The organism is Stieleria varia (assembly GCF_038443385.1).
Classification (GTDB): domain Bacteria; phylum Planctomycetota; class Planctomycetia; order Pirellulales; family Pirellulaceae; genus Stieleria; species Stieleria varia.
In genome coordinates, this window is sequence record NZ_CP151726.1 from 8,154,107 (window position 1) to 8,180,926 (window position 26,820).

22 protein-coding genes are annotated in these 26,820 nt (G+C 54.1%); 2 read left to right on the plus strand and 20 right to left on the minus strand.

Going from position 1 to position 26,820, the window contains the following annotated elements:
• Positions 1-10: 10 nt before the first annotated feature.
• The 18 genes from Pla52nx_RS27500 to Pla52nx_RS27585 all read right to left on the minus strand — a co-directional run bounded on the left by Pla52nx_RS27500 (position 11) and on the right by Pla52nx_RS27585 (position 22,562).
• Complete coding sequence (locus Pla52nx_RS27500) at positions 11-1,207, minus strand: O-antigen ligase family protein (protein WP_146522160.1); 1,197 nt, start codon at positions 1,205-1,207, stop codon at positions 11-13.
• Between the two features lie 60 nt (positions 1,208-1,267).
• Positions 1,268-3,130, minus strand: a complete 1,863-nt coding sequence (gene asnB, locus Pla52nx_RS27505; protein WP_146522161.1) for an asparagine synthase (glutamine-hydrolyzing) — start codon at positions 3,128-3,130, stop codon at positions 1,268-1,270.
• Positions 3,131-3,134: 4 nt separating this feature from the next.
• Entirely contained in the window at positions 3,135-4,373 is a 1,239-nt protein-coding gene (locus tag Pla52nx_RS27510) for a hypothetical protein (RefSeq protein ID WP_342190271.1), read from the minus strand.
• Positions 4,324-5,682: a glycosyltransferase family 4 protein gene (locus tag Pla52nx_RS27515; RefSeq protein ID WP_146522163.1), complete on the minus strand. Its 1,359-nt coding sequence runs from the start codon at positions 5,680-5,682 to the stop codon at positions 4,324-4,326. The genes Pla52nx_RS27510 and Pla52nx_RS27515 overlap by 50 nt, the downstream gene beginning before the upstream one ends.
• Before the next feature lie 52 nt (positions 5,683-5,734).
• A complete protein-coding gene (locus tag Pla52nx_RS27520; RefSeq protein ID WP_146522164.1) occupies positions 5,735-6,373 on the minus strand; it encodes a class I SAM-dependent methyltransferase in 639 nt (212 codons plus the stop codon).
• Between the two features lie 26 nt (positions 6,374-6,399).
• Positions 6,400-7,911, minus strand: a complete 1,512-nt coding sequence (locus tag Pla52nx_RS27525; RefSeq protein WP_146522165.1) for a lipopolysaccharide biosynthesis protein — start codon at positions 7,909-7,911, stop codon at positions 6,400-6,402.
• A gap of 3 nt (positions 7,912-7,914) precedes the next feature.
• Positions 7,915-8,853 carry an NAD-dependent epimerase/dehydratase family protein gene (locus Pla52nx_RS27530; RefSeq protein ID WP_146522166.1) on the minus strand — a complete coding sequence of 313 codons (939 nt, stop codon included), beginning with the start codon at positions 8,851-8,853 and terminating at the stop codon, positions 7,915-7,917.
• Complete coding sequence (locus Pla52nx_RS27535) at positions 8,850-9,788, minus strand: glycosyltransferase family A protein (RefSeq protein ID WP_197454910.1); 939 nt, start codon at positions 9,786-9,788, stop codon at positions 8,850-8,852. Before Pla52nx_RS27535 ends, Pla52nx_RS27530 begins: the two co-directional genes overlap by 4 nt.
• A 74-nt stretch (positions 9,789-9,862) precedes the next feature.
• Positions 9,863-10,480 carry an acyltransferase gene (locus Pla52nx_RS27540; RefSeq protein WP_146522168.1) on the minus strand — a complete coding sequence of 206 codons (618 nt, stop codon included), beginning with the start codon at positions 10,478-10,480 and terminating at the stop codon, positions 9,863-9,865.
• Positions 10,477-11,178: a cytidylyltransferase domain-containing protein gene (locus Pla52nx_RS27545; protein WP_146522169.1), complete on the minus strand. Its 702-nt coding sequence runs from the start codon at positions 11,176-11,178 to the stop codon at positions 10,477-10,479. The genes Pla52nx_RS27540 and Pla52nx_RS27545 overlap by 4 nt, the downstream gene beginning before the upstream one ends.
• A 42-nt stretch (positions 11,179-11,220) precedes the next feature.
• On the minus strand, positions 11,221-12,405 hold the full coding sequence (gene neuC / locus Pla52nx_RS27550; RefSeq protein ID WP_146522170.1) for a UDP-N-acetylglucosamine 2-epimerase: 1,185 nt from the start codon (positions 12,403-12,405) through the stop codon (positions 11,221-11,223).
• A complete protein-coding gene (locus Pla52nx_RS27555) occupies positions 12,402-13,457 on the minus strand; it encodes an N-acetylneuraminate synthase family protein (RefSeq protein ID WP_146522171.1) in 1,056 nt (351 codons plus the stop codon). Before Pla52nx_RS27555 ends, neuC begins: the two co-directional genes overlap by 4 nt.
• A gap of 45 nt (positions 13,458-13,502) precedes the next feature.
• On the minus strand, positions 13,503-16,142 hold the full coding sequence (locus Pla52nx_RS27560; RefSeq protein ID WP_146522172.1) for an O-antigen ligase family protein: 2,640 nt from the start codon (positions 16,140-16,142) through the stop codon (positions 13,503-13,505).
• Positions 16,143-16,236: 94 nt separating this feature from the next.
• A complete protein-coding gene (gmd, locus tag Pla52nx_RS27565; RefSeq protein ID WP_146522173.1) occupies positions 16,237-17,268 on the minus strand; it encodes a GDP-mannose 4,6-dehydratase in 1,032 nt (343 codons plus the stop codon).
• Between the two features lie 17 nt (positions 17,269-17,285).
• Positions 17,286-18,254: a GDP-L-fucose synthase family protein gene (locus tag Pla52nx_RS27570; RefSeq protein WP_146522174.1), complete on the minus strand. Its 969-nt coding sequence runs from the start codon at positions 18,252-18,254 to the stop codon at positions 17,286-17,288.
• 165 nt (positions 18,255-18,419) lie between these two features.
• On the minus strand, positions 18,420-19,829 hold the full coding sequence (locus tag Pla52nx_RS27575; protein WP_146522175.1) for a UDP-glucose 6-dehydrogenase: 1,410 nt from the start codon (positions 19,827-19,829) through the stop codon (positions 18,420-18,422).
• Between the two features lie 86 nt (positions 19,830-19,915).
• Positions 19,916-20,479, minus strand: a complete 564-nt coding sequence (nusG, locus tag Pla52nx_RS27580; protein ID WP_146522176.1) for a transcription termination/antitermination protein NusG — start codon at positions 20,477-20,479, stop codon at positions 19,916-19,918.
• 541 nt (positions 20,480-21,020) lie between these two features.
• A complete protein-coding gene (locus tag Pla52nx_RS27585; protein ID WP_231742318.1) occupies positions 21,021-22,562 on the minus strand; it encodes an MraY family glycosyltransferase in 1,542 nt (513 codons plus the stop codon).
• A 386-nt stretch (positions 22,563-22,948) separates the two neighbouring features.
• Between Pla52nx_RS27585 and Pla52nx_RS27590 the strand changes: the two genes are divergently transcribed.
• Positions 22,949-24,133 (plus strand): hypothetical protein, encoded by a 1,185-nt coding sequence (locus Pla52nx_RS27590; RefSeq protein ID WP_146522178.1) that lies wholly within the window; start codon positions 22,949-22,951, stop codon positions 24,131-24,133.
• Between the two features lie 110 nt (positions 24,134-24,243).
• The gene (locus tag Pla52nx_RS27595) at positions 24,244-25,560 is read left to right on the plus strand and encodes a polysaccharide biosynthesis/export family protein (protein WP_146522262.1); all 1,317 of its coding nucleotides are present in this window, start codon (positions 24,244-24,246) and stop codon (positions 25,558-25,560) included.
• 77 nt (positions 25,561-25,637) lie between these two features.
• Here Pla52nx_RS27595 and Pla52nx_RS27600 read toward each other — a convergent pair whose 3' ends face one another.
• Positions 25,638-25,970: a histidine kinase gene (locus Pla52nx_RS27600; RefSeq protein ID WP_231742321.1), complete on the minus strand. Its 333-nt coding sequence runs from the start codon at positions 25,968-25,970 to the stop codon at positions 25,638-25,640.
• On the minus strand, positions 25,970-26,815 hold the full coding sequence (locus Pla52nx_RS27605) for a sugar phosphate isomerase/epimerase family protein (RefSeq protein ID WP_146522180.1): 846 nt from the start codon (positions 26,813-26,815) through the stop codon (positions 25,970-25,972). The genes Pla52nx_RS27600 and Pla52nx_RS27605 overlap by 1 nt, the downstream gene beginning before the upstream one ends.
• Positions 26,816-26,820: the final 5 nt, after the last annotated feature.

Below are 26,820 nucleotides of genomic sequence, written 5' to 3' on the forward strand. Positions count from 1 at the left end.
GGCATATTCCTCATGCATTTTGATAAGGTTGCCATGCCAACTCGTCCTCATGGGCAAACCTGATGAACTGAACACAAACACCGAGCATGACCCAAAAGTGAATCATACCGACCATGTCGTTGCCAAGCGAATTGAGCATGCTGACCGCCAAGAAACCGATCACGAAATCACGTTCCAACCCCATCCCCTCTGTCGCTTTCGCCAATCGGTACATCATCAATGCAAAACAACAAAAGCCAAAGAAGCCCCATTCGGTCAACAGCGTCACATAGAAATTGTGCGACCCCAGTTTCCGCAGCGTTCCATCCGTTCGGCGTTCACGAAAGAACTTGGTGTGGTATTTCTCTCGGTACTGCCCAAACCCGATCCCAACGAACCCGTGCTCGTAACCCACCTGCAATGCAGCGGATGCCACGGCAATCCGTCCCGCACCTCCCCTCGCGATGACATCTCGATTGGTCAATCGCGTGAAAACGGCTCGCTGAGTGATGCGGCTGATCTCTTTTTCAAAATAGAGTGATACCCCAGCGATCACCAAACCAGTGATCAACAACCCATTGAACAATCTCGGATTGCGCCAGGTCTGTGACATGAAACATCCCACCATTCCCACCAGCGCATTTCGGGAACCGGTCAAAACCATAATCGGAATCAGCCCAACCGCGACTGCCAAACGCACACCGTTTGGAATCACCAGGTTGCGGTTGATGACGATCAGCAACACAAAGCAACCACCAAATCCGATAGCGTTAGGGTTCTCAAACAAACCCGACAACCGATACTCGCCCTGATTGAAAGCCAACAGTCCAAAGTACGCGGAGACAATGAAAGAGACGACAGATGCATACAGTCCGATGATCAGTGAGCGTCGTGACGTCACCCCAAACGTCGCCACATAAAGAATCAGAATAGAACCGATCAATGGCACGTTTGCCAACATGTCTCGACCGCCGAAGAGAACCGTTACGATCGAGCCATAGAATATGGCCGCGAACAGCAACCTGGAAAACTGGCGTGTCACAGCGGCCTCACGAACAAATTTGGGCCACACAAAGGCACAGATAACCAGTGCAATCACACGATAGGGCTTGAACATTGTGTCAATGCCGACCAACTCCAGTAAATTGGGAACATTGACGAACAACATCATGCCCCAATACAGGTAGTCCGTCACCGCATAGCGTTGCTTTCCTGAATCATTCTGCATAACGCACTATTTCCATTCGCGACGATCTCGACGAGTCCATGTCAAATACTCGACCTGTGCTCACATCGCCACCTGATACTTATCGAACCAGATCGCCAACTGAAACAGTTTCCACAAGAAGAACGCATCACGCTCTGATCCAGATTGATGCCTCGCCAGCATTGCATCCACAGCAGACTGCTTCAGCATGCCCTTTTCAGCCATGCCCGCAAAATGGTCACGAGCCATTTCATTGAGCGGCCCTCGCAACCACGCTGAGTAGGGCACGCCAAATCCAGACTTCCTCGCTGTCAATATCTCACTAGGAACAATTCCCGAAAGAGACTCGCGAAGCAACCACTTCTGTACGCCCGAACGGACCTTGAATGAACTAGGAAGCGATACAGCAAAGTCGACCAAGTCATTCTCAAGTAACGGCACTCGCACTTCTATTCCATTTGCCATCGACGCTCGATCGACTTTCTCCAGAAATACGTCGGGCAATACAATCTCCAGGTCCGTCAGCAACATTGCTTGGACACTGTCCAAACTCGAGTACTTACCGGCGATTTCTTTGTATCGCTCAAACGGTTGTTGATCCAGCAATCGACGCCCGATGCCATCACTAAACACACCACTCAATCGTTCTGTCGAGGTTTCGGTCGTCAACAACCGTGCGAACCTGTCTCCTCTATTTTTGGGCAGGAAGCATTGCAGATACCGTGAGAGACGCTGAGGCAGTGCACCCGAAATTCCGGGAATCCTGAGAACTTGAGCGATGCACCGATAGAACGCCTCATGAGTCAGCGTTCGATATCGCCGATATCCTCCAAACAATTCATCTCCGCCATCGCCCTGCAACACAACCTTGATGTCTGCAAGATTCTGTCTGCACAGCAGGTACAACGGAATATTTGCCGAATCGCCAAAGGGCAAATCATGGCACTCCACCAACGCCGAAACGGTTGCCTCCAGCCCAAAACCGGAAACTTGAACCTCGTGATGCTCCGTATCAAATCGCTCCGCAACGAGCTTGGCCAATTCCAACTCACTTTTGTCAGCGAAATCAAAGGCCACCGAGAATGTCCGGAGCTTTCCTGGGTAATGCCGGGACGCAAACGCAGTGATGGCCGAAGAATCCAAACCGCCGCTGAGAAACACGCCAATCGGAACATCTCCCGTCAACTGAGATCGAACCGCCGCCTCCAATCGCTCGCGTGTCTCCTCAATCGCATCTCCAACTGTTCCCGAGTATCCACCAGGTTCCGGATACCAATAGACTCCCGTCACCGGCGACTGATCACCGCGACTCCAGATCGCATAGCTCGCAGGCGGCAACTGCGAGATTCCCGCGAATAGAGTCTTGCCACCCAGCGAAACTCCAAATTGCAGGAACTCGGAAAACGCCTGAAACTGCACTTCTCGCTTCAGCTCCGGTACCGCGTGCAAAATCGCCTTGATCTCCGAAGCGAGCACCAACTGCCCGCCATGGGAATAAAGGTACAGCGGCTTGACGCCCAACCGGTCTCTCGCGACCGTCAGCGTCTTGGCATCACGATCCCAAAACGCGAACGCAAAGATCCCATTGAGCTTCCTTAGACAATCAACTCCCCAGTGCTTCAAGCCATAGGCCAACACTTCGGTATCGCAGTGGGTACGGAACCGCACTCCGAGAGCTTCCAACTCGGACTTGAGCTGAGCAAAGTTGTAGATTTCACCGTTGTAGACCAGGGTAAACCTACCGCCGTCAATGGTAAATGGCTGATTGGCTCCCGCGGTCAAGTCGACGATGCTTAATCGTGTATGCCCCAATCCCACATGCTCATCGACAATAGCATCACTGAAATCTGGACCGCGATGAGACAACGTTTCGGTCGCCTCGCGAACCCGAGACGGATCAATCTCGGTTTCATTCGAATCAAAAAGGGCAAAGATTCCACACATCGACCTAGACCGCCGGCCGACGAATCTGGTCACGGAACTGTGATGTCACTCGCTGACCAAAAAACAAACCCGCCGCTGTCATTGCGTTTCGTATCTTGTCATCAGCAAGCTCTCTATCAGCAACCAATCGATCGAGCGCAGCAACAAGCTCGGACTCGCTCGGCTGTGTCACCAAGCAACCAATTCCGTGCTCTCTCACGAACTCCGACAAAAACGCGTTCTCCGGTGAATGCACCAACAGGGGCAGCCCGCTCAACATCATCGGAATGGTGCGAGTTGGAAAAATCGTTTGATACTCGACAGCTCCGTACCCACCCGTCAACCCGTGCGTCAAAGCAACTAGGTCATACTGCCGGATCTCCGACATCATGTCATCGAACGACAGATGCCCCAACGCCCCGTGATAGTGCTCTGTGGAAACGTTCAAGCCACGCTGAGCCAACAACAATCGCGGAACATCTGTGTAAAAGTGCAATTCATAGTCACAGCGAGATCGCACAGCCGCTTGCAAACGCAACGTGGCATCCAGATTGGATTGATTGAAATTCCCAAACAGGACAATTCTCTTCGTCCCTGTGACAGAAACGGGCTCTCTTTCAAAACGGGACGGATACTCACAAAACACATGCGTCAAGACGGAGAACTTGACCTCCGGATAAGTGTCCCGCATGTAGCCCAACATGCCATCGCTCATCACAAAAACTGTTCGTGACCTCTCAAAGATCTCAGCTTGATATTGCTGGGCACGCACGTCCTCGATGGCATCGTTGTCAACATAGGTGTTGTGAAAATACGAATCGAACGGGACATTCAATCTCTTGGCCGCCAAACATGCAGCGTAACACCACAGATCATCGGGATAGACTCCCAAAATGTGGTTGCATCGGTGCCGGGTGGCGACATCCATGATCCTTTTCACCAAGCGGTCCAATAGCCGCCAACGAAGCCGCTTAAAAAAACGAGCCCCTCTGCCTCCCAGGGACATCGCGGTCCCGAAATACTCGACCTCGGGAAACCCCTGCTGGCGCTGATGCTCAGTACGCTTTCCAAAGGCACAATCACCCAGCAAAACCAGCTCATCCGCGGAAAAGTGGGCAGCAAAGTTCTCCATCACGATCGACGAACCGCATCGCTTTGGCAGCAGCGACTCCGACACAACAAGCGTTTTGATCGAATCGACCATCAAACGATCGTCAATTTCCCATCTCAAGAATTCGGTCGAATGCGGTCGCAACTCGCTCACAACTCAGACCATCGATGGCTCGGCACTCCCGTGCCAAAGTCTCTGCTCGTTGCTGATGGTTGCGATCCGGATCTGTGAGATAGGCGTCGATTTCAGCTTCCAGTTGCGCAAAGGAATCAACAGGAGAAACGCCTCCCATTTCGATCAGTTTCTTGTAATGTGGATACTCACGAATCCTGCTCGCAGACTGCCACCACGGCAAATCGGTTCGATCGGCATCAAACATCGTCAAAACAACTGGTTTGTTGTGCGCCAGTGCATCGATCGAAAGCGTTGATCCGCTGTTGAGACAGATCGAGCACCCGGCCAACAGATTCACCAAGACGGTCAGATCGCGAGTCTCCAAGTCCCAACTCAGACCACGCTGACTCAACAATGGCAAATTCAATGCGACTCGACTGCTGCGCATTGCCTTGAGTCGATCGAGCCAACTCACGTCGGCCATGTTCCCGGTCACATTCTGTGGATGAGGACGGATCACCAGTTGCATATCGTCGCCGAAGCGCCCAGTGGACACATTGTCGGCAAGCCACTGCACAACATCGATTTCGTGAGGCGCAAAAATCGGAGCACTCATTCCGAGGAAGAGATACGGCTTGCCAGGGTCCAACCCCAAATCTTGCAACACATCACTGTTCAGGCTCGGATCGATCTCCTCTCGATGTGCATCAAAGTGAGGCACGCCCACTGGAAAGATCCGATCGCAATCCACTCCATAGTGCTGCTCAATCTCCTCCGACATGACAGGCCCCCAACTGACGAAATAGTCGGGAACCGCCGTGAACCTTCCTTTACAGGTGATATTGTCCCACGAAAGCAGATGCCCGACCGTCTTGATTCCCAATTCCTTCGCAGCCAACAACCCACTGATCTCGAACGGATCGACAGGATAGGTTGAAACGACCAGCGACGGTGAGATCGACCGAAGCTTGTCCACCAACGCCGCACGCCGATGAAACTTGCGATCCACGGCGTCAAATGCTCGATGAACAAACTGGCGTCGAAACAGCAAACGATGGGCAGCGTGATTCATCCAAGCACGATACTTCGCGTAGTTGCCGGCCAATCCAGACGCCACATACTGATGGCGAGACCACAACGCTGCGTTCTCCTGGATCGGTTCGCGTAAATATCGCCGCGCATCGTTGAGCGTCATCAGCAAATGCGTTTTCTGAAACGCAACCGACTCCGTTGCCAACTGGTCCGACTGAAACGCTTTGATCGATCCGGCCCCTGAATCAGGAGTCAACACCACCAAACGGAATCCCGCTCTGCGGAGTTGCGTTGAGAGCTTACTGTGCAGCACCATCCTTGCCGAAAATCCATTCGACAAGAGATAGCAAACTGTTGGCCCTGTCTGCTCAGATTCCAAGACAATTGCCGTCACGATAAAACACTGCCGTTCCGTTGTCCTTCCGGGACCCCGGTGCCATTCCAAAGAACTCGATACAGCGGAAGCCGGCTTCTTTCATGTGATCATAAATGGGCCGATACTCTTCGCGGACGCAGTCGTCCAACACCATCACTCCACGATCGCTCAAGAGCTTAACGGCCTCCTTACTACACTGCACCCGTTCCAAACCGTCCACCACAATGAAATCAAACTGCCGTCCTAACGTGCCCGCAAACGTGATGTACTCGGGCAATTGCTTGAGGTGGATGTCGACGACGCGTTGATCAACCTGAGACAGCAGCTTGTTGTACCAGTCCGAGTCGCTTTCAACAGAAACAACAGATTGAGCCAACTTGGAATAAAACAGCGTCGAGTTTCCGCTGCCGTACTCCAACACAGTCATTGACGAATCGAGACGAGGTGTCAGGAACTTCACAAATGGGATCGTCAGCCATGGAACCGGTGTTCCATCTTTCGCCACAGGCGATTGTTCTGCAAACGAACGTATCCAGCCATTCTGAAACAGATACCCGCTATGCGTCATCATGTACAAATAGCTCAACTGCCGCTTGTTCAACAAAAAACGAACGGTTCGTCCAATATTCATTTTATCTGCTGTAAATAAAACATGCGTCAAGCGATGCTAGGTCGATTCAACCGAACCCAAACCCGCTTCAAATCCGAGAGCAACGACTGCAGCGTCTCTCGATAGCGAGGGAACGCCCAATAAGCTGCGAGCATCACGGGAAACCCCAGGCAGTATCCACACATCAGATTCATCCACGGGGCGTCAAAGTCTATGACCGTCCCATTTGCCAGCAGCAGCCCCGCGAAAACCGAAACACAAACAATCACGTTGACTAGGTAGTCCGCAACGTAGCCAACGACCTCAATGAGGCCCCGTCGCCCAGCGAACATCAGCAACAGCCCCTGCACACCAATCAACCCGGTAAGAACAAAGGCAATCGTAACAGCCGTCAAACCGAATCTCGCTGCAATCGCCAAGCTGACGGTCAAGAGTGAGAAACAGATCGCGTAGTAGAACGTCAAACCACGGATGTCCGCATGAGCCACGTGCGCGAGGTAGCAGATCATGAGTGTGATGTGCACCCAGATATAGGGAGCCAGAATCGCAAACAGGGGAGCAACTGGTGCCCATTTCTCTCCCATCGTGAACATCACCAAGTCATCCGAAAAGGCCGCTGCAGGAACGAGAAACAAGGTGCACGGAACGAGATACAAACGCTGTAGCTTGCGAATGGTTTGCTTGAACAGCGTCCTATCCTCAATCACCTGCGACAAAGCGGCGACATTGAATCGTTTGAAACCACCAAGCATCTTCGTAACGGGGACGAGTACGAGATTGTGTGCCCGTGAATAGTAACCCAGAGAGTCCGGCCCCAAGTATCTGCCGATAATGATTCGATCGACGTTTGCACTTGCGTACCCCAAGAATCCACCCAACGTCAAAACGCTGCCAAATTTCAAGTGCGATCGAGTCGCACCAATATCCTCCAATTTTCCGGGCACAAAACCACTGATCCAAAATGCGCCAGTCGTTGAGATCAATTCCACAGACAGGGAGAAACAAACGATCGACCAAGCGCCCAGGCCGTACCATGCTGCGATGACGGCGACGAAGAATCCAACCACCAACGCGGCGATACGCCAAATCGCCAACTCACGAAATCGAAAATCACGTTGAGCAAGCGCGGTGGGTTGGTTGCCCAGACTGCTGAGCATGAAGATCCCTGCGTACCCGATCATCAGCGGTATGACCGCCGGCTCATCGAACCATTTTGCACACAAGGGTGCCCCCAGCAACATCACGCCGCAGATTGCCGCCGACATGCCCGTTCCGATCCAGAACAAGTTGACAGAATCCTGTCGCCGAAGATCCTTGACTTGTAAGGTTGACGTGGAGAAACCGAAATCCTTGAAAACAGATGTGATGGCGAAAATGGCACCCGCCATTGCCGCCAATCCATAGTCGGTGGAGGTAAGCAGCCGACTCAACACAAACACTTGCACAAAGTGGACTGCAAACGCCACACATTGCTGCAAGACAATGTAAAAGCCTGATTCGCGTTGGTTTCTCTCGATGCTTGACAATGTCTCGCCCTGAGCGTCAGCGGTCTGGTCCACCGCCTACTGGCTTTCTCGATGGGTCGCTATCGTCTTCCGCAACCCGTCCAACAGTGAGGTCATGTCACGCTGCAGGATTTCTCGCATCAGGGAATTATCGGGCTGCCGTCGCGTCATGTCGCCTTCAGGTAAACGAGGTAGATGCACGATGCGAGACTTTGAGCCGGTTTCGTTAATGATCAACTCCGCCAATTCAATAATCGTCAGTTCGACATCGCTGCCGATATTGATCACTTGGTTGGACCATCGATCGTCGCTTAAGACATTAATCACGGTGTCGAGATTGTCGTCGATATAGCAAAAGGTCCGAGTCTGGTTACCGTCACCGTACACCGGTATGTCTTCGTTCCTCAGTGCCGCATCGATGAACTTTGGAACCACGAAGTCCGTCGTTTGCTTCGGCCCATAGGTGTTGAAGAAGCGAAAGATGTTGTACTCCAACCCGTACTCTTCGTAGTACGACCGGAAAAAAGATTCACCAAGATTCTTGATGATCGCGTAGGGAAGTCGCGAATTGAGTGGCGTCGTCAGCTCATTCTGCGGCAGTTCCACTGGTTCCCCGTACACCTCCGAGGATGACGAATAGAACACGCGTTTCACACCGGTGTTCTTACTGGCTCGCAGCACATTGCGGATTCCATCGACATCATTCAACACCGAAACAGGGTTCTTCAGCGTTCGTTGAACCCCGACGACTGCCGCGTAATGAAACACGTAGTCAAATCGGTAAGACGTCATGATCTCCGTGACGTCAGACTGGTCATTGGCATCCGCCTTGATGAACGTCCAGTTGGCTCTCGACTTGGGGGGCAACTTCGATGCGCACCCGGTGCTCAAATTGTCCAGGATGACAACATGATTCGACGGCTCCTCTGTGAGTCGACAGGCAAGACTTCCGCCTACGTTTCCCGCCCCACCAGTGATCAAAATGTTCTTGCTCATCTCACTCGACCTCGGTAGTACTTTGCTAACGCGTGAACGGGTAGAAATGCCAGTCGTCGAAAAAACATCGGCAACCTACCGATCAACAGTGGTCCCGATGTAATGATTGCGGACATCTCGCTGTCGTCATGCAGTTCTAAGGGTGGCGTCGATTCGATCTCCGCGACTGCAGCTCCAAACCATGGCTCCACAGAGTTGCCAAGGTGGTACACGTGATACTCTGGTGTCGACAAACGCTGATACCCTTGTCGATCTGGCTCTGCATCGATTTCCTGCTCGCCATTGGAGGCGCCCGCAAGCCTCGGCAGGTAGTCAAAACGGCGGAAGGCTGCGGTACGTAGCATCACGACGAAATGCCCTCCACCGATCAAAGTGGTACACCGATTGCTCTTGAGCGAAAACTGCATTCTCTTTGCTTCAACAGGAAAATGCTCGACGGGCTTTCCAATGGAAGAAAGAAACTCGTCGATGGCAGAGTCCTCGACAAACTTGCCCGAGCGAACCTTGCCATGCAGTAGACCATACAGCCAAGTTGTCGCGGTCTTGTAAAAGGGATGATTGGGAGCTGGAAACGGAGAAACGGCACCGACGCTTGGGTGGCAAAGAAAAACCTCTTCCAGTCGTCGCATCCAACCATGCCGGAACAATACGTCACAGTCAGTCAAAGTCACAAACGGCTCATAGACCGCCTTGATCTCTGCTGCCACCGCGTCTGGTTTTCCGCGATTGGTTTGATTGCGAACATAGCGGTCGATCTTCTTAGCAACGATGTACGGTTCCAGAATCTGATCAACCCCGGGAATGCTGTCGTTGTTGATCACCGTTACAGAAACATGACGCTCGTCAATCGTGGCAAACAAGCTTCGAAGACACAAATCCAGCGTCTCCGCCGACTCTCGAAAGTACTCATGGTTGTCACCAATGAATATCGGCATGATAACCCGATGCCGCTTGTACGGTTGCAACTCAGAACGCTGCTTATGAGGGTTTGTTCCAACTCGCATTTGATTCAGTCTTCGCCACTCAACTCAAAATCATTGACAATTGTTTTGACAACCTTGCCGGGGTTCCCCGCGACGATGGAGAACTCAGGAACATCTTTGGTCACCACCGCACCAGCAGCCACAATCGACCACTGACCAATCCTGACTCCCTTCAAAATCATCGCGTGACGACCGATCCAGACGCCATCCTCGATCGCTACCGGCTTGCATGCCACTTGATCCGACATTTTCCAGAGCACTGAACCAGGGGGCGTACACGTCATTTCCTTTCGGGCCAGTGGCGATACAGGGTGATTGTCATTGTCAGCGATAAAAATCCCTTCTGCGCCAAAAACATGATCGCCGATGGTGATCAGATCTCTTGAGGACATGTGGGTCCCAGTTCGAAAACTGCAATGCGATCCGATGACGATCCGGCCCTCGCTGCCAAGAATGTAGCGGCCTTCCAAATGGGTGTGCTCACCGATGCGAAAGGTTTCGCCCGTTGGAACACCTGATTCTCTCTTAACCAACAGCCGATGTGAACATTGCACATGAGACAAATCAATCCCGTTGCGTTCCAGATAGCGGCGTACCTGACGAGCACGCATGCGATTGACGACTTGGACCATTCGACCGATCATCGAGATGAATTCTGCCCACTTTCGGCAACTCGTCGAAAACTCTCCAAATCCTGCATCGTGTCGATATTGATGCCGGGCTCGGCTTCAAATCCAACCACATGATCGCCGTAAAGCGATCTTCGCTGCATGATGACCTGCGTCTTGGTCAGATACACCCGACCGTCTCGAATGAAAGCATCTGGTAGTAACTGTCGTCTCGGAATGGGTTCCACGCCGCCGGTCGACAACTCCATTGATTGGCCCTCATTCATCCAATAGACCCAATGCGGATTGTGCTGGTGCGGCACACGCACCACCGTGATCAGTGAATCAGCATCAGACCGACTAAACCTTTCGATACACTGATCAATGAGGTTCCCTGGACGCTGAGGACTAGTCGGCTGCAGCAAACAAATGGCGTCATACACCTTGGCGTCTTTTTGTAGTGCCTGACAAAGATGCACCAAGACATCGATGGTGGGCGTACTATCCTGAGCAAGCTCATCAGGCCTCAGGAAAGGGACTTCGACACCAAGCCGGCGTCCGACGTCTGCTATCTCGGGATCATCCGTGGACAAGACAACGCTATCGAGTGACTCGGCCGCCAAGGCTTGCTCTATGGTCCATGCGATCAACGGACGACCACAGACATCGGCAAGGTTCTTGCGAGGGATTCCTTTTGAACCTCCGCGAGCGGGTATCACTCCGAGTACTTTCATCGATTGATCATCTCACTTGTTTGCTGACTCTCCGGTCGCCAGTCAGTAGCTCAGCGTCTTGCTGATTGACAACTGACAGGTCGCCAGCACTTCTGCGATCTTGATACCTGCGGAGCCATCACCGTAGATCGGATCGCTTGCGTACCGCCCATGGTTTGCCTGTTTTCTTGCGGCCGCCAAAATCTCTATCTCGTCGTAGTCCACATCAATAACATTCAGGCCTCGTTGCCGCCCCGACTGTCTAGACCCAATATTTACGACCGGAACACCCAGATAGGCGCATTCGCGGATTCCCACGCTGGAATTGCCGATCAGACATCGGCTGCCTAGCAACAGCTTTAGGAAATCAGTCGGCGACATGTTCTTAAAGAAGTGAAATCTCTCGGCATCGTTTCGTTCTCGAAACGAACGAATTCCGGTCGAGGTCCCATCGGACCCTGCATCGACGTTGGGCCAAAACCACAAGACTGGCATGCCCAACTGAGAAGTCGCACGGAGAGTCATTTCGACATGACGTCGCGAATCAGCGTATTCCGTAGTCACCGGGTGCTGCATGACGACGACGTAGTCATCGGAAATGCTCTTCAACTTGCCAACCCCACCGTATCGCTCAATCGGATCAAAATCCAGTTCGGGATCTGCAGCGATTTGCGCCGCAATGTCGGTGGAAGGACAACCGGTACAAAAGACCTGATCGGGGTTCTCCCCGAGCCGAATCACGCGTTGACGAGCATTCTCCGATGCGACCAAGTGAATGTCGGACAGTTTTGTCACCGCGTGCCGGACTTTTTCGTCAATGGAGCCGGTGACCTCGCCGCCTTGGATGTGGGCCACCGAAATGTTCATGTATGAACCAGCGATGGCTGTTGCGATCGTTTCGTAACGATCGGCGATCGTCACGACGACATCCGGCTCAAGCTTCAAGAAGACCGTCGACAACTCCATCACTCCGATCCCGGTCGTCTTTGCCATGGATGTCGGATTCTCGCCTTCCAACACCATGAACACGCGTTCGGCGACCTGGAATCCGTCGTTCTCGATTTCTTGCATGACGTTGCCGTAGCGATCCAATAGCGCGGAGGCAGCGACCACCAGTTGCAACTCCAATTTTGGATGTTGCTGTATCGCGTAAAGTGCTGATCGGACACGACTGTAACTTGGGCGCGCCGTGACCACGACACAGACCTTGCGCACGCGATCGTCTGACTGGTCCTGTTTCACAATCATTCCTGAATATCGTCCACGGCAAAGAGGTGGTCGGCAGGCACATCTCGATTGAGCCTCTTGCCAACGAGCGTCTGAAAGTGCTTTGCTGATATCCCGTCGCCGGGCTTCTTGAACGCAAGATCACCGCGAGCCAACTCGTGACCTTGGGGCAACGACCGTGCCGCGACAATGCTCTTTGTGAACAGCGCCCGAAGCTCGCCACTTTGCGAAGCGACAAGATCCTTGTCCACTGGATGAGCCATTGCAAGGCTGAGCATGCGCGCAGAACCCACCAACTGAGCAAGTTCGTCCACGGTCAGCGACGATTTGCTATCCGGACCGAACTGCCGCTTGGAAAATGTCATGTGCACCTCGAACATCGTTGCCCCACGGGCGATGGCGGCCAAACTGGGAACCACCGTTCCACTGTGGTCGCTCAATCCGATCGGGCAGTCATAGCGTTCTCGCATCTGGTCAATGACGTTCAATCCCCATTGCCGTGGTGGACAAGGATACGACGATGTGCACTGAAATACACCGTAGGCTCCTCCGTTCTGCTCGATGAATGCGATGGTCTCATCCAATTCTTGCCAGGAACTCATGCCACTGGAGAGCAGAATCGGCTTGCCGGTTTGGCACATTTCTTCGATCATCGGATAGTTGGTTAACTCGCCTGAGGCAAGCTTCCAGGCCGGCACCTCACACTGACTCAACCACTGAACGGCTTGTGAACTGAATGGCGAACTCATGAACAGCACGCCCCGAGACCGAGCATGTTCTGCAAGCTTCATCCATTGATCCAGCGTGAAAGCCGTGCGTCGCCAATAGTCTGATCGTGTTGCATCCTGCGGAAACACAGGGACTCGAAACTTCTCTCGCGACGTGCCCTCGTGCTCTGCAAGATGGGTTTGAAACTTCACGGCATCCACTCCCGCAGACGCTGCAGCATCCACCATCGAAAACGCCATCCCCAACGATCCTTCGTGCGCCAAACCGATCTCGGCAATCACAAAGAGTTCGCCGGAGCGATGCAACTGTTTATCACCGATTTGAAATCTTTGACAAGAAAACATGTCAGCTACAGGATTTCATCAAGAGTTCCATCGTACTTAGCACGTCTATCGCTCAGCCTTCTTGCTTGATTCCACTTCTTTGAGATCCTCTTCTGCCATTTCCTTGATCATCTTGTCAAAGGTCGCCGTATCGGTCATTTGCGTCCGTGAACGTCTTGCTTCCTGCAAGGCTTGTCGATGGTAGCCCATTTCTCTCAATCGCGCGATCCATTTCGATTTCAGCAAGGAATTGCTAGGGTCACGCTTGACCGCAGATTCCAGATGCTCCAACGCAGATTCGCCATTGCCCAAATAGGATTGCAGATCTGCGGCCAATTCGTAGCAACTGGCCCCCTCCGAAATGGTTTCGCATTGGTTGCAATGCAACTTTCCATCGGCCTGCTGAAGAAACTCGGTCGCTTTCTGTCTCAAGACTTCATCATCCGCCGCCGTCGCCAATAGCAGCTTGACGGCAACCTGTTGTGCGACGGAATTGTCATCAATGCATTCCAGCAAACTCAGTTTCGGATATCGGCGAACAAACTCCACTGCGAACCGTGCACGACGCGGTTGCAACAAGGTCGCTCGCTTCCACAACTGGGCAGCTAAGTCATAGTCATCGCCCCCGGCGGCCCACTCAGCGATCTGGATCAACTGCTCTGGACTGTGATGTTGAAACTCGCCCAATTGCTGCAACGCAGCACGAGTCAACCGCACGTCCTGATGCACAAAGTCCAGGTAAACCAGTTTCGCTCGCGGCTCAACCCCCAGTGGCAACCGCTGCAGTGCTCGCTCTACCCGCTCTAGCGCCGGTCGATATCGTTCGATCTCCGCGTCGGACACCGCATGCTCGCTCTCATCAGGGTGCCGCCAAGCTCTCCGATACTTGCTTGTCCGAGTGTTCTCGTACGCAGATGTGATTTCACTACTGCCTTCCGGTTCTCTCTCGAACACCTCATTGAGACGAGCTGATTGACGACTCAGATCCGCTGACGCAATGAGCAATTCGTAGGTTTCTCGCTGAGCAAGTCGCTCTTCAACAGCCGCGTACCCTCGTCTCACCCGTCCACTGTCGTAATACGAACTCTGCAGTGTCAGTGCAGCGGATCGAACAAGTGCTTGATCAGTTGCGTCGTCCCGCAGAGTTGGAACACACAGGGCCGCCGAAAGGATCGCCAACACTCCGACGATCATTGATGACCACGCCGTTCTACCAATGGAAGTCTTGCGGTCCGATCTGAACAGAATCGTCTCGTCCACTTCAGGCTCAGACTGCGTGGTGCCGAACGCAGCCCGGGTACAAACGATGCCAAACAAAACAACGACGATCGTAAAGTTTGCCGGAATGATCAGCCCGAAATCAGCGATTTGAGAAATCCCGATCACTCCCACCGCAAACCAACCGGCGGTACGAATTCCTTGGTCGACCGGATCCACATTCTCATTCAGCTTTCTTAGTGAGTGGATGATCATGCCGATGATTACCACAACGAGCAGCACTCCTGGGATCCCCTGCTCGACGAACAGCTCCAACCAAATATTCTCTGCGTGATGAAACCATGCTCTCGATCCCGTGTTCTGATAGGGCAGATATGCCCACGCATAGGTCGATAGCCCGGCTCCCGCTGGCAGGTGAGCCAGTCCGGTATCAATCGAATCGCCCCAATGAGACCAGCGACTGTCGTCGATCACGCCCTCGCCACTATTGAGATCGATGTCTCGCAGTCGATCCAACGTTGTCGACCCTCGACCGCCCACAGGCAAGAACAGAATCGCGCCGAGCAAAAACGTTGCCAAGAAAATCGCAACCCAGCGGAAAATCCCCTTCCTGCCACGCATGATGCCAAAGACGATCAACAGTCCCGCGAAAGCCGAAACGATCCCGGCCCGAGATCCGCAAGTCAAAATGCCCAAGCAACAGACAAGCAGCGACCCCACGGCAACGAGTGATTGAAAGTCATTGAAGAGCACCAGTAAGTCCGCAATCTCGAAGTCATCCTCGTCCACCTGTTGCCCAATAACAGTCGCCAACCTCCAGCCGATCACCCCGAGACTGCACGCAATCGCAAGGTTGAAGTACAACGCGGCATTATTACGATTGACGAACGCCCCAAAGCCGGTCTCGATGCCCATCTCGTTGGCCGGGCGTATGGACCATTCCGGGTGAATCAAACAAGTGATTCCATAGAGCACGTGCAAGCTCACACCGATCGAGATCGCGTGAAGCACGAACACGATCCGCGATGAAGTGCTGAACAGTCGCCCGGACAGCCATGCCAAGGGCAACAACAAGACAAAAACGCACGTGGCATGCCGGGTGTAGTCAGGTGCAATGGACATAGGCAACCGACTCAAGTCAGATCCTGCACCCAACAAGGGTTGCATCCAATCTTGATAGGCTGCCGCGGTTCCCTGACTCAACCATCCAACGAACGAGGCGTCGAAGGAACAACGATGCAACCACGAGTATGCGATCCACAGCCCCAGCGGAACCATCACCAACTGATGACGCAAAGTCAATTTGGGGTGGGACCACAGGGTTCCCAGCGTCAGACAGGCGGATGCGATCACCACCAACGCCAAAGCGTGGTGCGACCACCAAAGGACACCGCCGAAATCGAACCCTAGTCCTATCGGCAGCAAAGCCACCATCACGACGGCTACCCAAGCCGCGACGGTGATCGATAATCGCAGTAGGGTTTCCATAGAATCAAACGCTGCTCTGAGCAGCTAACCACCGGTAAGATTCTGGAAAGATTCTTGCATCTAGCCGGTGGCTGGTCTCAATCGACAGACCCGATCAGGCCTGTGACTGTGCCAATGCTTCTTGGCGGGCCAGAGCGAGGTCGTGGTCGACCATCAACTCGGCCAATTCTTTGCAAGTCGTGGTCGCTTCCCAGCCGAGCTTTTGCTTGGCCTTGGAACAATCGCCTAACAACAAATCGACCTCGGTCGGCCGGAAGTATCGAGGGTCGATCTCGACGTAATTGTTCCAATCCAAATCCAAGTAACCGAAGGTGTAGTCCAAGAATTGGCGAATCGTGTAGGTCTCACCCGTTGCCAAGACAAAGTCATCGGGCTCGTGGTGCTGCAGGATCATCCACATGCCCACCACATAATCCTTGGCGTAGCCCCAGTCGCGTTTTGCGTCCAAGTTGCCCAGGTAAAGTTTTTCTTGCAGCCCCAACTTGATACGAGTCGCCGCACGCGTGATTTTGCGGGTCACAAAGGTCTCGCCGCGGCGTGGTGATTCGTGATTGAACAGAATGCCGTTGCTGGCGAATAGATCGTAGGCGTGTCGATAATTGACGGTCTGGTGATACGCGTAAACCTTGGCACACGCGTAAGGACTCTGAGGCTGAAACGGAGTCTTTTCCGACTGCGGGGTCTCAAGCACGTCACCGAACATCTCGCTACTGGACGCCTGGTAAACGCGAACCGGTTTTTGCTTGTTGAGTTGCCGAGCAGCTTCCAGCACATTCAACGCGCCCACTCCGGTCGCCTGAACGGTGTACACCGGCGCATCGAACGAGACGCGAACGTGAGACTGAGCCCCCAAGTTGTAGATTTCGTCGGGAGCGACATCCAATACCAAGTTGGTCAACGACTGGCCGTCTGTCAGGTCACCGTAGTGCAAAAACAGCTTGGCATCTTCCTCGTGGGGGTCCATGTAGATCTGATCGATGCGTTCGGTGTTGAACGTGCTGCTGCGTCGAACGATGCCGTGAACTTCGTAGCCCTTTTCAAGCAGCAACTCGGCCAAGTACGAACCGTCTTGGCCTGTGATGCCGGTGATGAGAGCTTTCTTTTCGGCGGATTTCTGTGCGTTCATGTTTTTCTCGAATGAAGTCAAACGGATCGCAGGGATCCTTGCTTGGTTTCTTGAAGGTAATCCTGGTAGGTGCGGCGAATGCCCTCTTTCAATTCGACCGACGGCTGCCAGCCCGTCGATTGAATCAGATCAATGTTCGTGCGTTTGACGGGCGTGCCGTCTTTCTTGGTCAAGTCCTGGCGGATATTGCCCGTGAAACCAACGGTATCAGCCACCAGCTCAGCCAGCTCACGTATCGAAATGTCCTTGCCCGTTCCCACGTTGACGAGGTTGGGCGGATCATCAAGTGATACAAGGTGCAATATAGCGTCGGCAAGATCGTCCACATGCAAGAACTCTCGCCGAGGCGTTCCCGTCCCCCAAACAACGACTTCCTCTGCATCCGACCGGGCCGCGTCGTCAAATCGCCGAATCATCGCCGGCATCACGTGAGAGTTGTCTGGGTGATAGTTGTCACCTGGACCGTACAAATTGGTCGGCATGGCAGAATGAAAAGTAACGCCGTACTGCTGGCGGTAGTACTGACACATCTTCAATCCGCTGATCTTGGCCAACGCGTAGGCCTCATTGGTCGGCTCCAGTGGCCCCGACAGCAGGCATGACTCCTCCATCGGTTGTGGAGCCATTCTCGGGTAGATGCAGGTGCTGCCGAGAAACAAGAAACGCTTGGTGCCCCACCGATACGCCGCGTCGATCGCGTTGGCGGCCATCATCAGATTGTCGTAGATGAACTGCGCCGGAAAGGTGTCGTTGGCATGGATGCCGCCCACCTTTGCCGCTGCAAAGATCACGATGTCCGGTCTTTCCTGATCAAAGAACTCTTCGACGTCACGCTGTCGGATCAAGTCGAGCTGATTCCGGTCCCGCGTGATGATTTGATCGGAATCAAACCCCGCTTGCAGAAACCGCCGAACGACGGCGCCGCCGACCATCCCGCGATGACCCGCGACAAAGACACGACCAGCGGCATTCGTGATCTGATTCATCAACCAAGCTGACAGGGGGAACAATGTTAACGGTGAGAAAATTGGCGACCTGTGTCCGGATCGGCATTGAGCCGAAGTTTGATGGCCAGATTCTACGCGGAAACGTCGTTTATTTCAGGAGGGGTCTATTTCAGGGTGGCCGGGCTTGGCAGGCCGTTGGGGGATTCAGAAACCGATCCCGTAGTATTCGAACCCCTTTTTCGCGAGGTCAAGGTTCTTGAGCTTGTTTCGTCCATCGAACAAAAACGCAGGCTTTTTCATCGAATCAAGCACTTTTGCGAAATCCAGCTTGGCGAATTCATCCCACTCGGTCAGCAAGGCGACCGCGTGAGCCTGCTCGGCGGCTTCCTCGCAACTGACCGCCACTGTCACATGATCATGGATCAATCGTCGCTTGGAGTCGCTCAACTCTCCATCGGCTTCTGCAAAGACGTACTCCAACTCCTGCCGAATCTGCTGCTCACCGACGCGGGGATCGTAAATACACAGCCTTGCCTTTTCGAGCAGCAAGTCGCGACAGACGTAGATCGATGCTGATTCGCGAGTGTCGTTGGTGTCCTTTTTGAAGGCAAATCCCCAAATGGCGATCTTTTTGTCGGAAACGGTGTTGAACATCGTTCGTACCATTCTTGTCACGAAACGTTTCTTTTGGAAATCGTTCATCTTTACGACCTGCTCCCAATACTCCGCGACTTCGGGTAGCCCAAAGTACTCACAGAGGTAGACCAAGTTCAGAATGTCCTTTTGAAAGCAACTGCCTCCGAATCCGACCGAGGCCTTCAAGAACTTGGGACCGATTCGAGAATCGCTACCGATCGCCGCGGCGACTTCGTCCACGTCCGCTTCGGTGGCCTCACACAACGCGGAGATCGCATTGATCGAAGAAACCCGCTGTGCCAAGAATGCGTTGGCGGTCAGCTTTGACAGCTCACTGCTCCACAAGTTGGTGGTCAACAGACGTTCGCGTGGCACCCAGCGAGCATAGACATCCACCAAGGCCTGGATCGCATCAGGGCTCTCGCCGCCGATCAAGACGCGATCGGGATCCAACAAGTCTTCGATCGCCGTTCCTTCGGCGAGGAACTCTGGATTGCTCAGCACATCAAACGTGGCGTTGTTGTTTGAATTGGACAGGATACGCTTGACGGCTTCGGCGGTACGAACCGGCAGGGTGGATTTTTCAACGACGATCTTGTGACCTTCGGAAACATCTGCAATTTGCCGGGCACACTTTTCAACGAACTCCAGATTCGCAGCCCGACCGGCACCCACACCGAATGTTTTTGTTGGCGTGTTAACCGAGATGAACACCATGTCTGCGTTGCGAATCGATTCTTCCACAGCAGTCGTGAAGGTCAGATTCTTTCCACGACACTGTTGAACGATTTCTGTCAGTCCCGGCTCGTAAATCGGCAGCGTGTCCGAGTTCCATTGGGCAATCCGATGCTCATTGATATCGACGACGCGAACATCAATGTCCGGACATTGTTTCGCAATCATCGCCATCGTGGGACCACCGACGTAGCCGGCACCGATGCAGCAAATGCGTCGAATGGGATGTGTTTTATTGACCATAGAACTATCTAAATTGGTAGCGTAGTAGGATGAAAGTCATCGAGAAAAGGACAGGGCAGAAACGAACAGATCGGGTTCGCCCGATGTCATTTGGCGAGCGTTCCAATCGGCTCCAGTTGGCAATCGTCGAGCTTGACACTCACGCCCTGATCCATGAAACGCACGGAGACCAACAAGCGAGTTTCTTGGTCACGTCGCAACACGGTTCCTTCGAACCCAGCGAAGGCTCCATTGCGAACTCGCACCATTTGTCCCGGCTCCAGTCGGCTTTCGACCGACAGCGGAACGCCCATCTCGATCAAGTCTCGAATTTGACGAAGATCATTGAGCAGCATCGGTGTGTCCGTGATCTCGGACGCTTTCTGAACACAACCGGTACAAACCGCTTGATAACGCGAGTCGTTGTCACCGCACAAAAAGACGTAGTTATTGAATAGAGGCGCGTAGGTCGTTCGCACACGGCCTGCGGGCGAGCGGCGGCGATGGGCAATCTGTGGACCATAGTGCGGCAACTCGAGTCGCCGCAATTGCCGCATCAGCTGTTTTTCTTGACGCGACTTGGTGTACAGCAGCCACCATGTTCCCAAAGCGATCTCGGTCTCCAACAGATCGGCCGGATAATGGTCTGGTTCTTGAGGCAGGATTGGCAACGGACAAACACCGTAAAAAGGAAACGGGGGAACATAGTGAGGGCGCAGACTTCGTCCACCTGGGTGGCAGACCCTATCAAAATTCCGGCAACGACTTGGATTGCATCATTCCTGACGACTCGGTGCCGAAGAACAGCAAAAAGCGATATTTACGAGCGTTTTGAAGCCGCATCATGTCGTTCTCTCAGCGGGTGTCAGAATGATTGATTGGCAGAGAATTGACAAGGATTGCCGGTCTGAAAGGCCCGATTCCCCTGCAGCATAGCAACGCGACTGGGGCAATCGCCATGACCGGTACAATCGATTGCAATCACAGAATGAGCCTTCCATGCTTCATACGGGCCTAGCCCGGATTATTCACGCTAGCTCACTACAGTCTTCGCAATACGTTCGCACGAAACGGCTTACGCGGATCGGCACGAAAACAGGCTGTACAGATCAGCCGCCACGCGATAGCGTCCGGTTCTCACGACTGTCATCGGGAACCGGACGCTATCGCGTGCCGGCTGATGAATATCCGGCCTAGTGCGAGACACTGCGATCAGACGACAGAGAGGGGGTCGGCAACACCGACAGACGAACGACTCTCCGTTTCATCCGAACCGGTGGATTCAAGAGCCGTCAAGAGCTCGTCGATCTGCGGCCGCAAGACCATCAGTCGCTCGGCGAGCTCTGACAGTTTGGAGTAAGCCTTCGGATCATCGCCACGCAAAATGACCTCCAGTCGTCCGATGCAGATCAACTCGGTCTTTCCGCGGGGGTAAGCAAAAAGCGGAATCTTGAGCTGCAGCTGCCGAACGCGGTCAGGAAGTCGAACGGCAGACCAATTGGCGTGATAGCCTTCGTGAAGCCATGCCAAGTTGAGGTCGATTTTGATCCGTGCAAAATCCCGCTCTTTGGCAAACTGAACCAATGGGTTCCAAATCGACTCCCAGTTGCCCGTTCCCTGCAGAGGAACACTCGACTGCGTTTTCCCATCCTCACACGTCTTGGGGCTGATCAAGAAGGATCGGCAAAGGGAGGAAAGTCGGATCACGACCAAGCGGAATTCTGCGTGACCGAAGGAACGAGTAAACACCAACACTCCCAACGCCATCACGACCCCCAAGCCCGAGAGCCAAGGCATCTTGAGATACGTTGACAGGATTGCCAGCACCGTCGTGAACGTGCATAACCCTGCCACCATCAACAACATTCCATGGTGGCCAAACTTTGCTTCCAGCAAATGATGCAAGTGAGCACGATCGGTCGCGTAGATACTGCGTCCCGTCAGCCAACGTCGCAGCACCGCGGCACTGGAATCAAACAGGGGAATCGCCAGAATGGCAACCGGCGCCGACGCCAATAGCGTCGGACTCTTCATGCTGCTCCACACGGCCAGAACGCCCACAAACAAGCCGATGACCATGCTGCCTGCATCACCGAGAAAGATCGATGCGGGCGGGCGGTTGTAGTTCAAAAAGCCGATCAACGATCCCGCCAAACAGAACGCGACCAATGCAGCCATGATGGAACCGTGTTGCCAACTCAGCACTGCCAGTCCCAAGCTGATGAAGATACCAGCGGTTGTTGCCACACCGTCGGCACCGTCGATCAGATTCAACGCGTTGACTGCAATCAGCAACCACAGAACCGTAACGGGATAGGCCAGTGGGCCAAGGTTAAACTGGTAGCCAAACAGATTGATCGACTCGACCACCGTGCCCGTCCCGATCATCACGCTGATGATCAGGATCTGAGCGAGAAGTTTTTGACGCCCTCGCATGTTCCACTTGTCGTCGACCAACCCGACCAACAACATCGCGCCGGCACAGAAGAAAAGCCCGTACCAGCGAGCTTGGATATATTCCAGTTCAAACCCGCCCCAATAGCGGTCATAGGAAATCACCGCTGCAAAGGCAACAAAGACCGAAACCAGTACCGCCACCCCACCACCCAACGCAATCGGTTTACGATGCAACTTTCGTTCGGCGTCAGGCGCATCGACGATCCCGACCAAATGGGCAAGCCATCGGACCACTGGCACCAGTACCAGTGAAGTGGCCAGAGAGAGGCCCAACGATCCGAGAATTAGCCACAGCATGCGGGGCGCCTTGGGGGACGAAACAACTCCCCCAACGGGGAGATTCATGACTCCATGTGAACTACATTGTCGTTCTAATGCAGGTTCACTTCAGTATAAAACGTCGGTTGTTTGGCAAAATGAACCAGACCCGAATTCTTGGAATCTTTCGTCAGGTCGCATGCAAACCCCCGCGTACTTAGGGTCCATTTCGCCGTTTTACCGACTTGACCTGTACAGGCGACATCAGCGTTGAAATCCGCACAGATGCTCTTTCCGTCAGTTTTGGTTAATTCCGCACGTCCGTTACGGCGATAAACCTAGCTAGAGAAGTCTGGCCTCCGGGATCAGGCGACTCGAAATCGAAATTGACTATACCGAATGCCGTTGATGCCAAGGGGGGCCAAATGGCGATTCGTTCTGCTTGTGCGGGCTCCGCACAACACGACACACTGACAGATCCGACCGTCGCAAACGAAAACTCGTTGGCGCAGCGTTCTCTCACCCAGCGAAATAAGTCTCACGAGATCCGCCGTTACGCACGGCGGCAGTCTCTGCGACGAATCGTGCTGGCAGGGCTCGCAGCGGTCATTGTCGCCGGCTCGACCGGCTGCACATCGTTATCCTCTGGTTTTCGCAAAGCGTTTAACCAGAGCGATTGCATTGACGATTTCATGATCGGACATCGCAATCGTGTAATGGCTCTCAAAGCTTGGTATCGCGAGCGAGATTGCCATTGCAACAAACAGAACCTGGATGAATTCCAAGCAGGTTTCATCCAAGGCTACATCGACGTTGCCGAAGGCAGCGACGGTTGCACACCGGCGGTTGCCCCCAGTGAGTATTGGGGCTGGAAATACCAGTCACCCAATGGTCAGTGTGCGGTCAACTCCTGGTTCGCAGGCTACCCGCTCGGCGTGAAAGCGGCCGAACAGGATGGCGTCGGCCATTGGGGTGAGATTCGCCCCACGGGATTGACCCAACCCTACGGCTCGGGACTGCCAGGATCACATTCGTATCCGACGCAGCCTTATCACGGTGAACCGACGGTGATCTTCGACGAACACGGCGTTCCGATGCTAACCGGCCCCGGCGTAATCAACAACTTGGATGCGTCCCCGGCTTCGGCAGCTTCGCAAACAACGACCGATTCGGTGGAGCATGGATCGCCCTCGGATTCTGTTCCAGAAGATGCCACCTTGCAACTGCAAGATGCATTGGATGGCCCCGCGCCAAACGTGGGCTTACCCAATGTCGATGCCGAAGCGGGCCGAGCATTGCAGATACAACCGTTGGGCAGCACAGGCGGCTCAACGAAAACAGGTAGCTCGACTGCAGATCTTGCAGAGGCCAGCGACCTGGTTCCCTACGGAACACAAACGACGTACTCACTCAACGATGCGTCAACGGATGATTCAATGGAACAAGAAGCGATCCAACAAATCTTTGGTGCGATCGACTTGCCCAACTCAGGCGTACAAAACTCGAGCGTACAACCTGCATCCAACGCAACTCAGTCGACTTCGCCTACCGATTCTGCGGCAGTTGAAACCGCTGACGCAAGTGACGCACTGCAGTTCAAGTTCGAGTAAACATTGCTATTGCCGCCTGGGATATTTTCACTAGGGCCCAACGAGAGAGTTCAGGGATGACAACGAAACTTGCTACGGCCAGCCAAGCAACTTCACGCTTGCGAAAGCGCATGATCGGCTGGGCGGCCAAATCCATTGCGGCCGGATTGCTGATCGCATCGACAACCGGTTGCACCGCGCTGACGCAACCGATCGACGGAGTGCCAGCCAACCGACTGCCGCGTGAATTCTTTGCCGAGCCAAAGAATGATTTGGTGCCGGTCGACATCGCCATGCTGTCACTGGAACCGTCTCGTGAGTACCTCATCGGTCCGGGCGACATCCTGGGCGTTTACATCGAAGGCGTCTTGCCCTTCAATCCGCCCAACTCGCCGCCCGAACCCCCGCCGGTGAATTTCCCCGATGCGGAGAGCACTCTCCCCCCGTCGATCGGTTATCCGATTGCGGTTCAAGAAGACGGCACGCTTTCGCTGCCTCTGATCGAACCGCTCAAGGTCGGTGACTTGACGCTGGAACAAGTGCGTGACGCGGTCCGCGAAGCCTACATCGACAGCGACATTCTGCGTCCCGAGAAAGCTCGACCGATCGTGACGATCATCAAAGAACGTACGGTCGACGTGATCGTGGTCCGCGAAGACGGCGGTGGCGGGTTGTCGACGAACAACTTGGGCTCTCAGTTTCTGACCGGCGGCAGTGATCGCTCGGCACGTGGAGGCCTGGTCAAGCTGAAGGCATACCAGAACGACATTCTGCACGCTTTGGTCGAAACCGGTGGCCTGCCCGGCCTGAACGCAAAGAACGAGGTCAAGGTCCTGCGAGCCAATCGCACCAATCAGGCCATTCGCGATAAGTTCATGGAACAGTTCTACGCCCAACAACGCGCCGCGATGTTGGACCCCTGTGCCTGTGCCCCCGAGTTGCCCGAAGATCCCACGATCTTGCGAATCCCACTACGCCTGCCGCCAGGAGTGATGCCGCAAATCAGCCGCAAGGACGTCGAGCTGCACGACGGCGACATCATCTACATCGAGTCACGAGAAACGGAGATTTTCTACACCGGTGGTTTGCTCCCCGGTGGCCAGTTCCCGCTACCACGTGACTATGACCTCGACGTGCTGGGCGCCATGGCCATGGCGGGCAACGGAGCCTACGGCACCGGACGTCAAGGTGGCGGCGGAATCGGAGGCCTCGGTGGTCAAATCGCAACCCTGCCACCAGGACTGCTGTACATCCTTCGCAATACCAAATGCAACGGACAGGTTGCCATCGAAGTCGACTTGACCGAAGCGATCAACGATCCGAGAAAACGACCGTTGATCCAAGCAGGTGACACGCTGATCCTGCAATACAAGTGCGAAGAAGAGCTGATCAACTTCGGCCTGGGCACCTTCTTCACCTTCGGAATCCGCGAACTGCTTGCCAACTAAAGACGCAAACAGCAGCTCGTCAACTCAAGAGCTCGCCCCGACTTGATCGGGGCGAGCTTTTTTCGTTGCACAAAGCTTCAGTGAAAGAGTTTCCCTGCCAACTCGCGATCGAATTGCCCGCGAGTCATCACCGTTGGTATCCCCGCTGCACGTGCGGCATCCAACCGCGAAACCTGCACGTGCGGACCAAAGGCTATCAGCTTTGCCTCGGGACAAAGCTGACCACATTGCTCGACCAACGTCTCTGTCAGCTTGCTCCGGGTGGCCAGATCCAAAATCACGAACCGAATCTCACTCAGCTCAGTTGGCATTTGAGTCGCCAGAACAAACTCGAGGTCATTCGCCTGCGCGGCGGCACGCACACGCGACGCGAACATCAAGTCACCCGATAGGAATACGACGCTGGGCATCAAGACCGCTTTTCGATTTCGCGTTTCATGAACGCCAAGCCTTCGGTGGCCAACGTGATTTCGTCATCGAACATTCGACGCCAAATCTTGGTCGCCGCGGCGATCTCCGGCAAAGCCAACCCGAACGCTTCGATCACAAGCCAACTGTCGTAGCCGCTCTTGACGATGGCGTCAAAGTTGTCGTCCCATCGTACGATTCCCTTGCCGGGCGTGCTGCGATCGTTCTCGCTGATGTGAATGTGAATCAGCTTGTCACCTCCGGCATTGATCGCATCAGCGATCGACTTTTCCTCGATGTTGGAATGGAAGGTGTCGTACATCATTCCACAATTGGGGTGGTCGACTTCACGAACAAAGCGTGCGGAGTCCCCGTGGGCATTGAGCAGGTAGCACTCGAACCGGTTGAGTGCTTCGACGCCCAACATCACACCGACTTGACCTGCATACTCGGCGACCTCACGCATGCTCTGGACGCCCCATTTCCACTCGTCCTGCGTGGGGCCTTCACCAGAAAAGTAGCCGATCGCGGAGTGATAGGGACCGACCAAGGTTTCGACACCGGCCGCGGCACAGCAGTCGAGCGTCTTCTTGGTCAGCTCGATTCCTTTCTTTCGAACAGCCGGATCCGGCGAGATCGGGTTGTCTTCTTCGCCACGAATCGTCACGGCGGTGCGTGCCAATCCCATCGCATCGAGTTTCTTACCGAGACTTGCGTAGTCCAAATCCAGATTGAACATGGGCAATTCGACACCATCAAAACCGGCGGCCTTGAGTTGTTCGCAAACGGGCAGCAGCTCATCGGTTACTTCACCGCTCCAGAGCAGCAGGTTCATGCCGTATTTCATCGCGT

Bases quoted from the DNA above. Each gene is read 5' to 3' on its own strand.
- Pla52nx_RS27575 (WP_146522175.1), bottom strand. From the start codon at position 19,829: ATGGTCAATAAAACACATCCCATTCGACGCATTTGCTGCATCGGTGCC.
- asnB (WP_146522161.1), bottom strand. From the start codon at position 3,130: ATGTGTGGAATCTTTGCCCTTTTTGATTCGAATGAAACCGAGATTGAT.
- Pla52nx_RS27600 (WP_231742321.1), bottom strand. From the start codon at position 25,970: ATGCCCAGCGTCGTATTCCTATCGGGTGACTTGATGTTCGCGTCGCGT.
- Pla52nx_RS27535 (WP_197454910.1), bottom strand. From the start codon at position 9,788: ATGCCGATATTCATTGGTGACAACCATGAGTACTTTCGAGAGTCGGCG.
- Pla52nx_RS27500 (WP_146522160.1), bottom strand. From the start codon at position 1,207: ATGCAGAATGATTCAGGAAAGCAACGCTATGCGGTGACGGACTACCTG.
- neuC (WP_146522170.1), bottom strand. From the start codon at position 12,405: ATGATTGTGAAACAGGACCAGTCAGACGATCGCGTGCGCAAGGTCTGT.
- Pla52nx_RS27590 (WP_146522178.1), top strand. From the start codon at position 22,949: ATGGCGATTCGTTCTGCTTGTGCGGGCTCCGCACAACACGACACACTG.
- Pla52nx_RS27560 (WP_146522172.1), bottom strand. From the start codon at position 16,142: ATGGAAACCCTACTGCGATTATCGATCACCGTCGCGGCTTGGGTAGCC.
- Pla52nx_RS27570 (WP_146522174.1), bottom strand. From the start codon at position 18,254: ATGAATCAGATCACGAATGCCGCTGGTCGTGTCTTTGTCGCGGGTCAT.
- Pla52nx_RS27530 (WP_146522166.1), bottom strand. From the start codon at position 8,853: ATGAGCAAGAACATTTTGATCACTGGTGGGGCGGGAAACGTAGGCGGA.
- Pla52nx_RS27540 (WP_146522168.1), bottom strand. From the start codon at position 10,480: ATGATCGGTCGAATGGTCCAAGTCGTCAATCGCATGCGTGCTCGTCAG.
- Pla52nx_RS27595 (WP_146522262.1), top strand. From the start codon at position 24,244: ATGATCGGCTGGGCGGCCAAATCCATTGCGGCCGGATTGCTGATCGCA.
- Pla52nx_RS27520 (WP_146522164.1), bottom strand. From the start codon at position 6,373: ATGAATATTGGACGAACCGTTCGTTTTTTGTTGAACAAGCGGCAGTTG.
- gmd (WP_146522173.1), bottom strand. From the start codon at position 17,268: ATGAACGCACAGAAATCCGCCGAAAAGAAAGCTCTCATCACCGGCATC.
- Pla52nx_RS27605 (WP_146522180.1), bottom strand. From the start codon at position 26,815: ATGAAATACGGCATGAACCTGCTGCTCTGGAGCGGTGAAGTAACCGAT.
- Pla52nx_RS27545 (WP_146522169.1), bottom strand. From the start codon at position 11,178: ATGAAAGTACTCGGAGTGATACCCGCTCGCGGAGGTTCAAAAGGAATC.
- Pla52nx_RS27515 (WP_146522163.1), bottom strand. From the start codon at position 5,682: ATGGTGCTGCACAGTAAGCTCTCAACGCAACTCCGCAGAGCGGGATTC.
- Pla52nx_RS27555 (WP_146522171.1), bottom strand. From the start codon at position 13,457: ATGTTTTCTTGTCAAAGATTTCAAATCGGTGATAAACAGTTGCATCGC.
- Pla52nx_RS27585 (WP_231742318.1), bottom strand. From the start codon at position 22,562: ATGCTGTGGCTAATTCTCGGATCGTTGGGCCTCTCTCTGGCCACTTCA.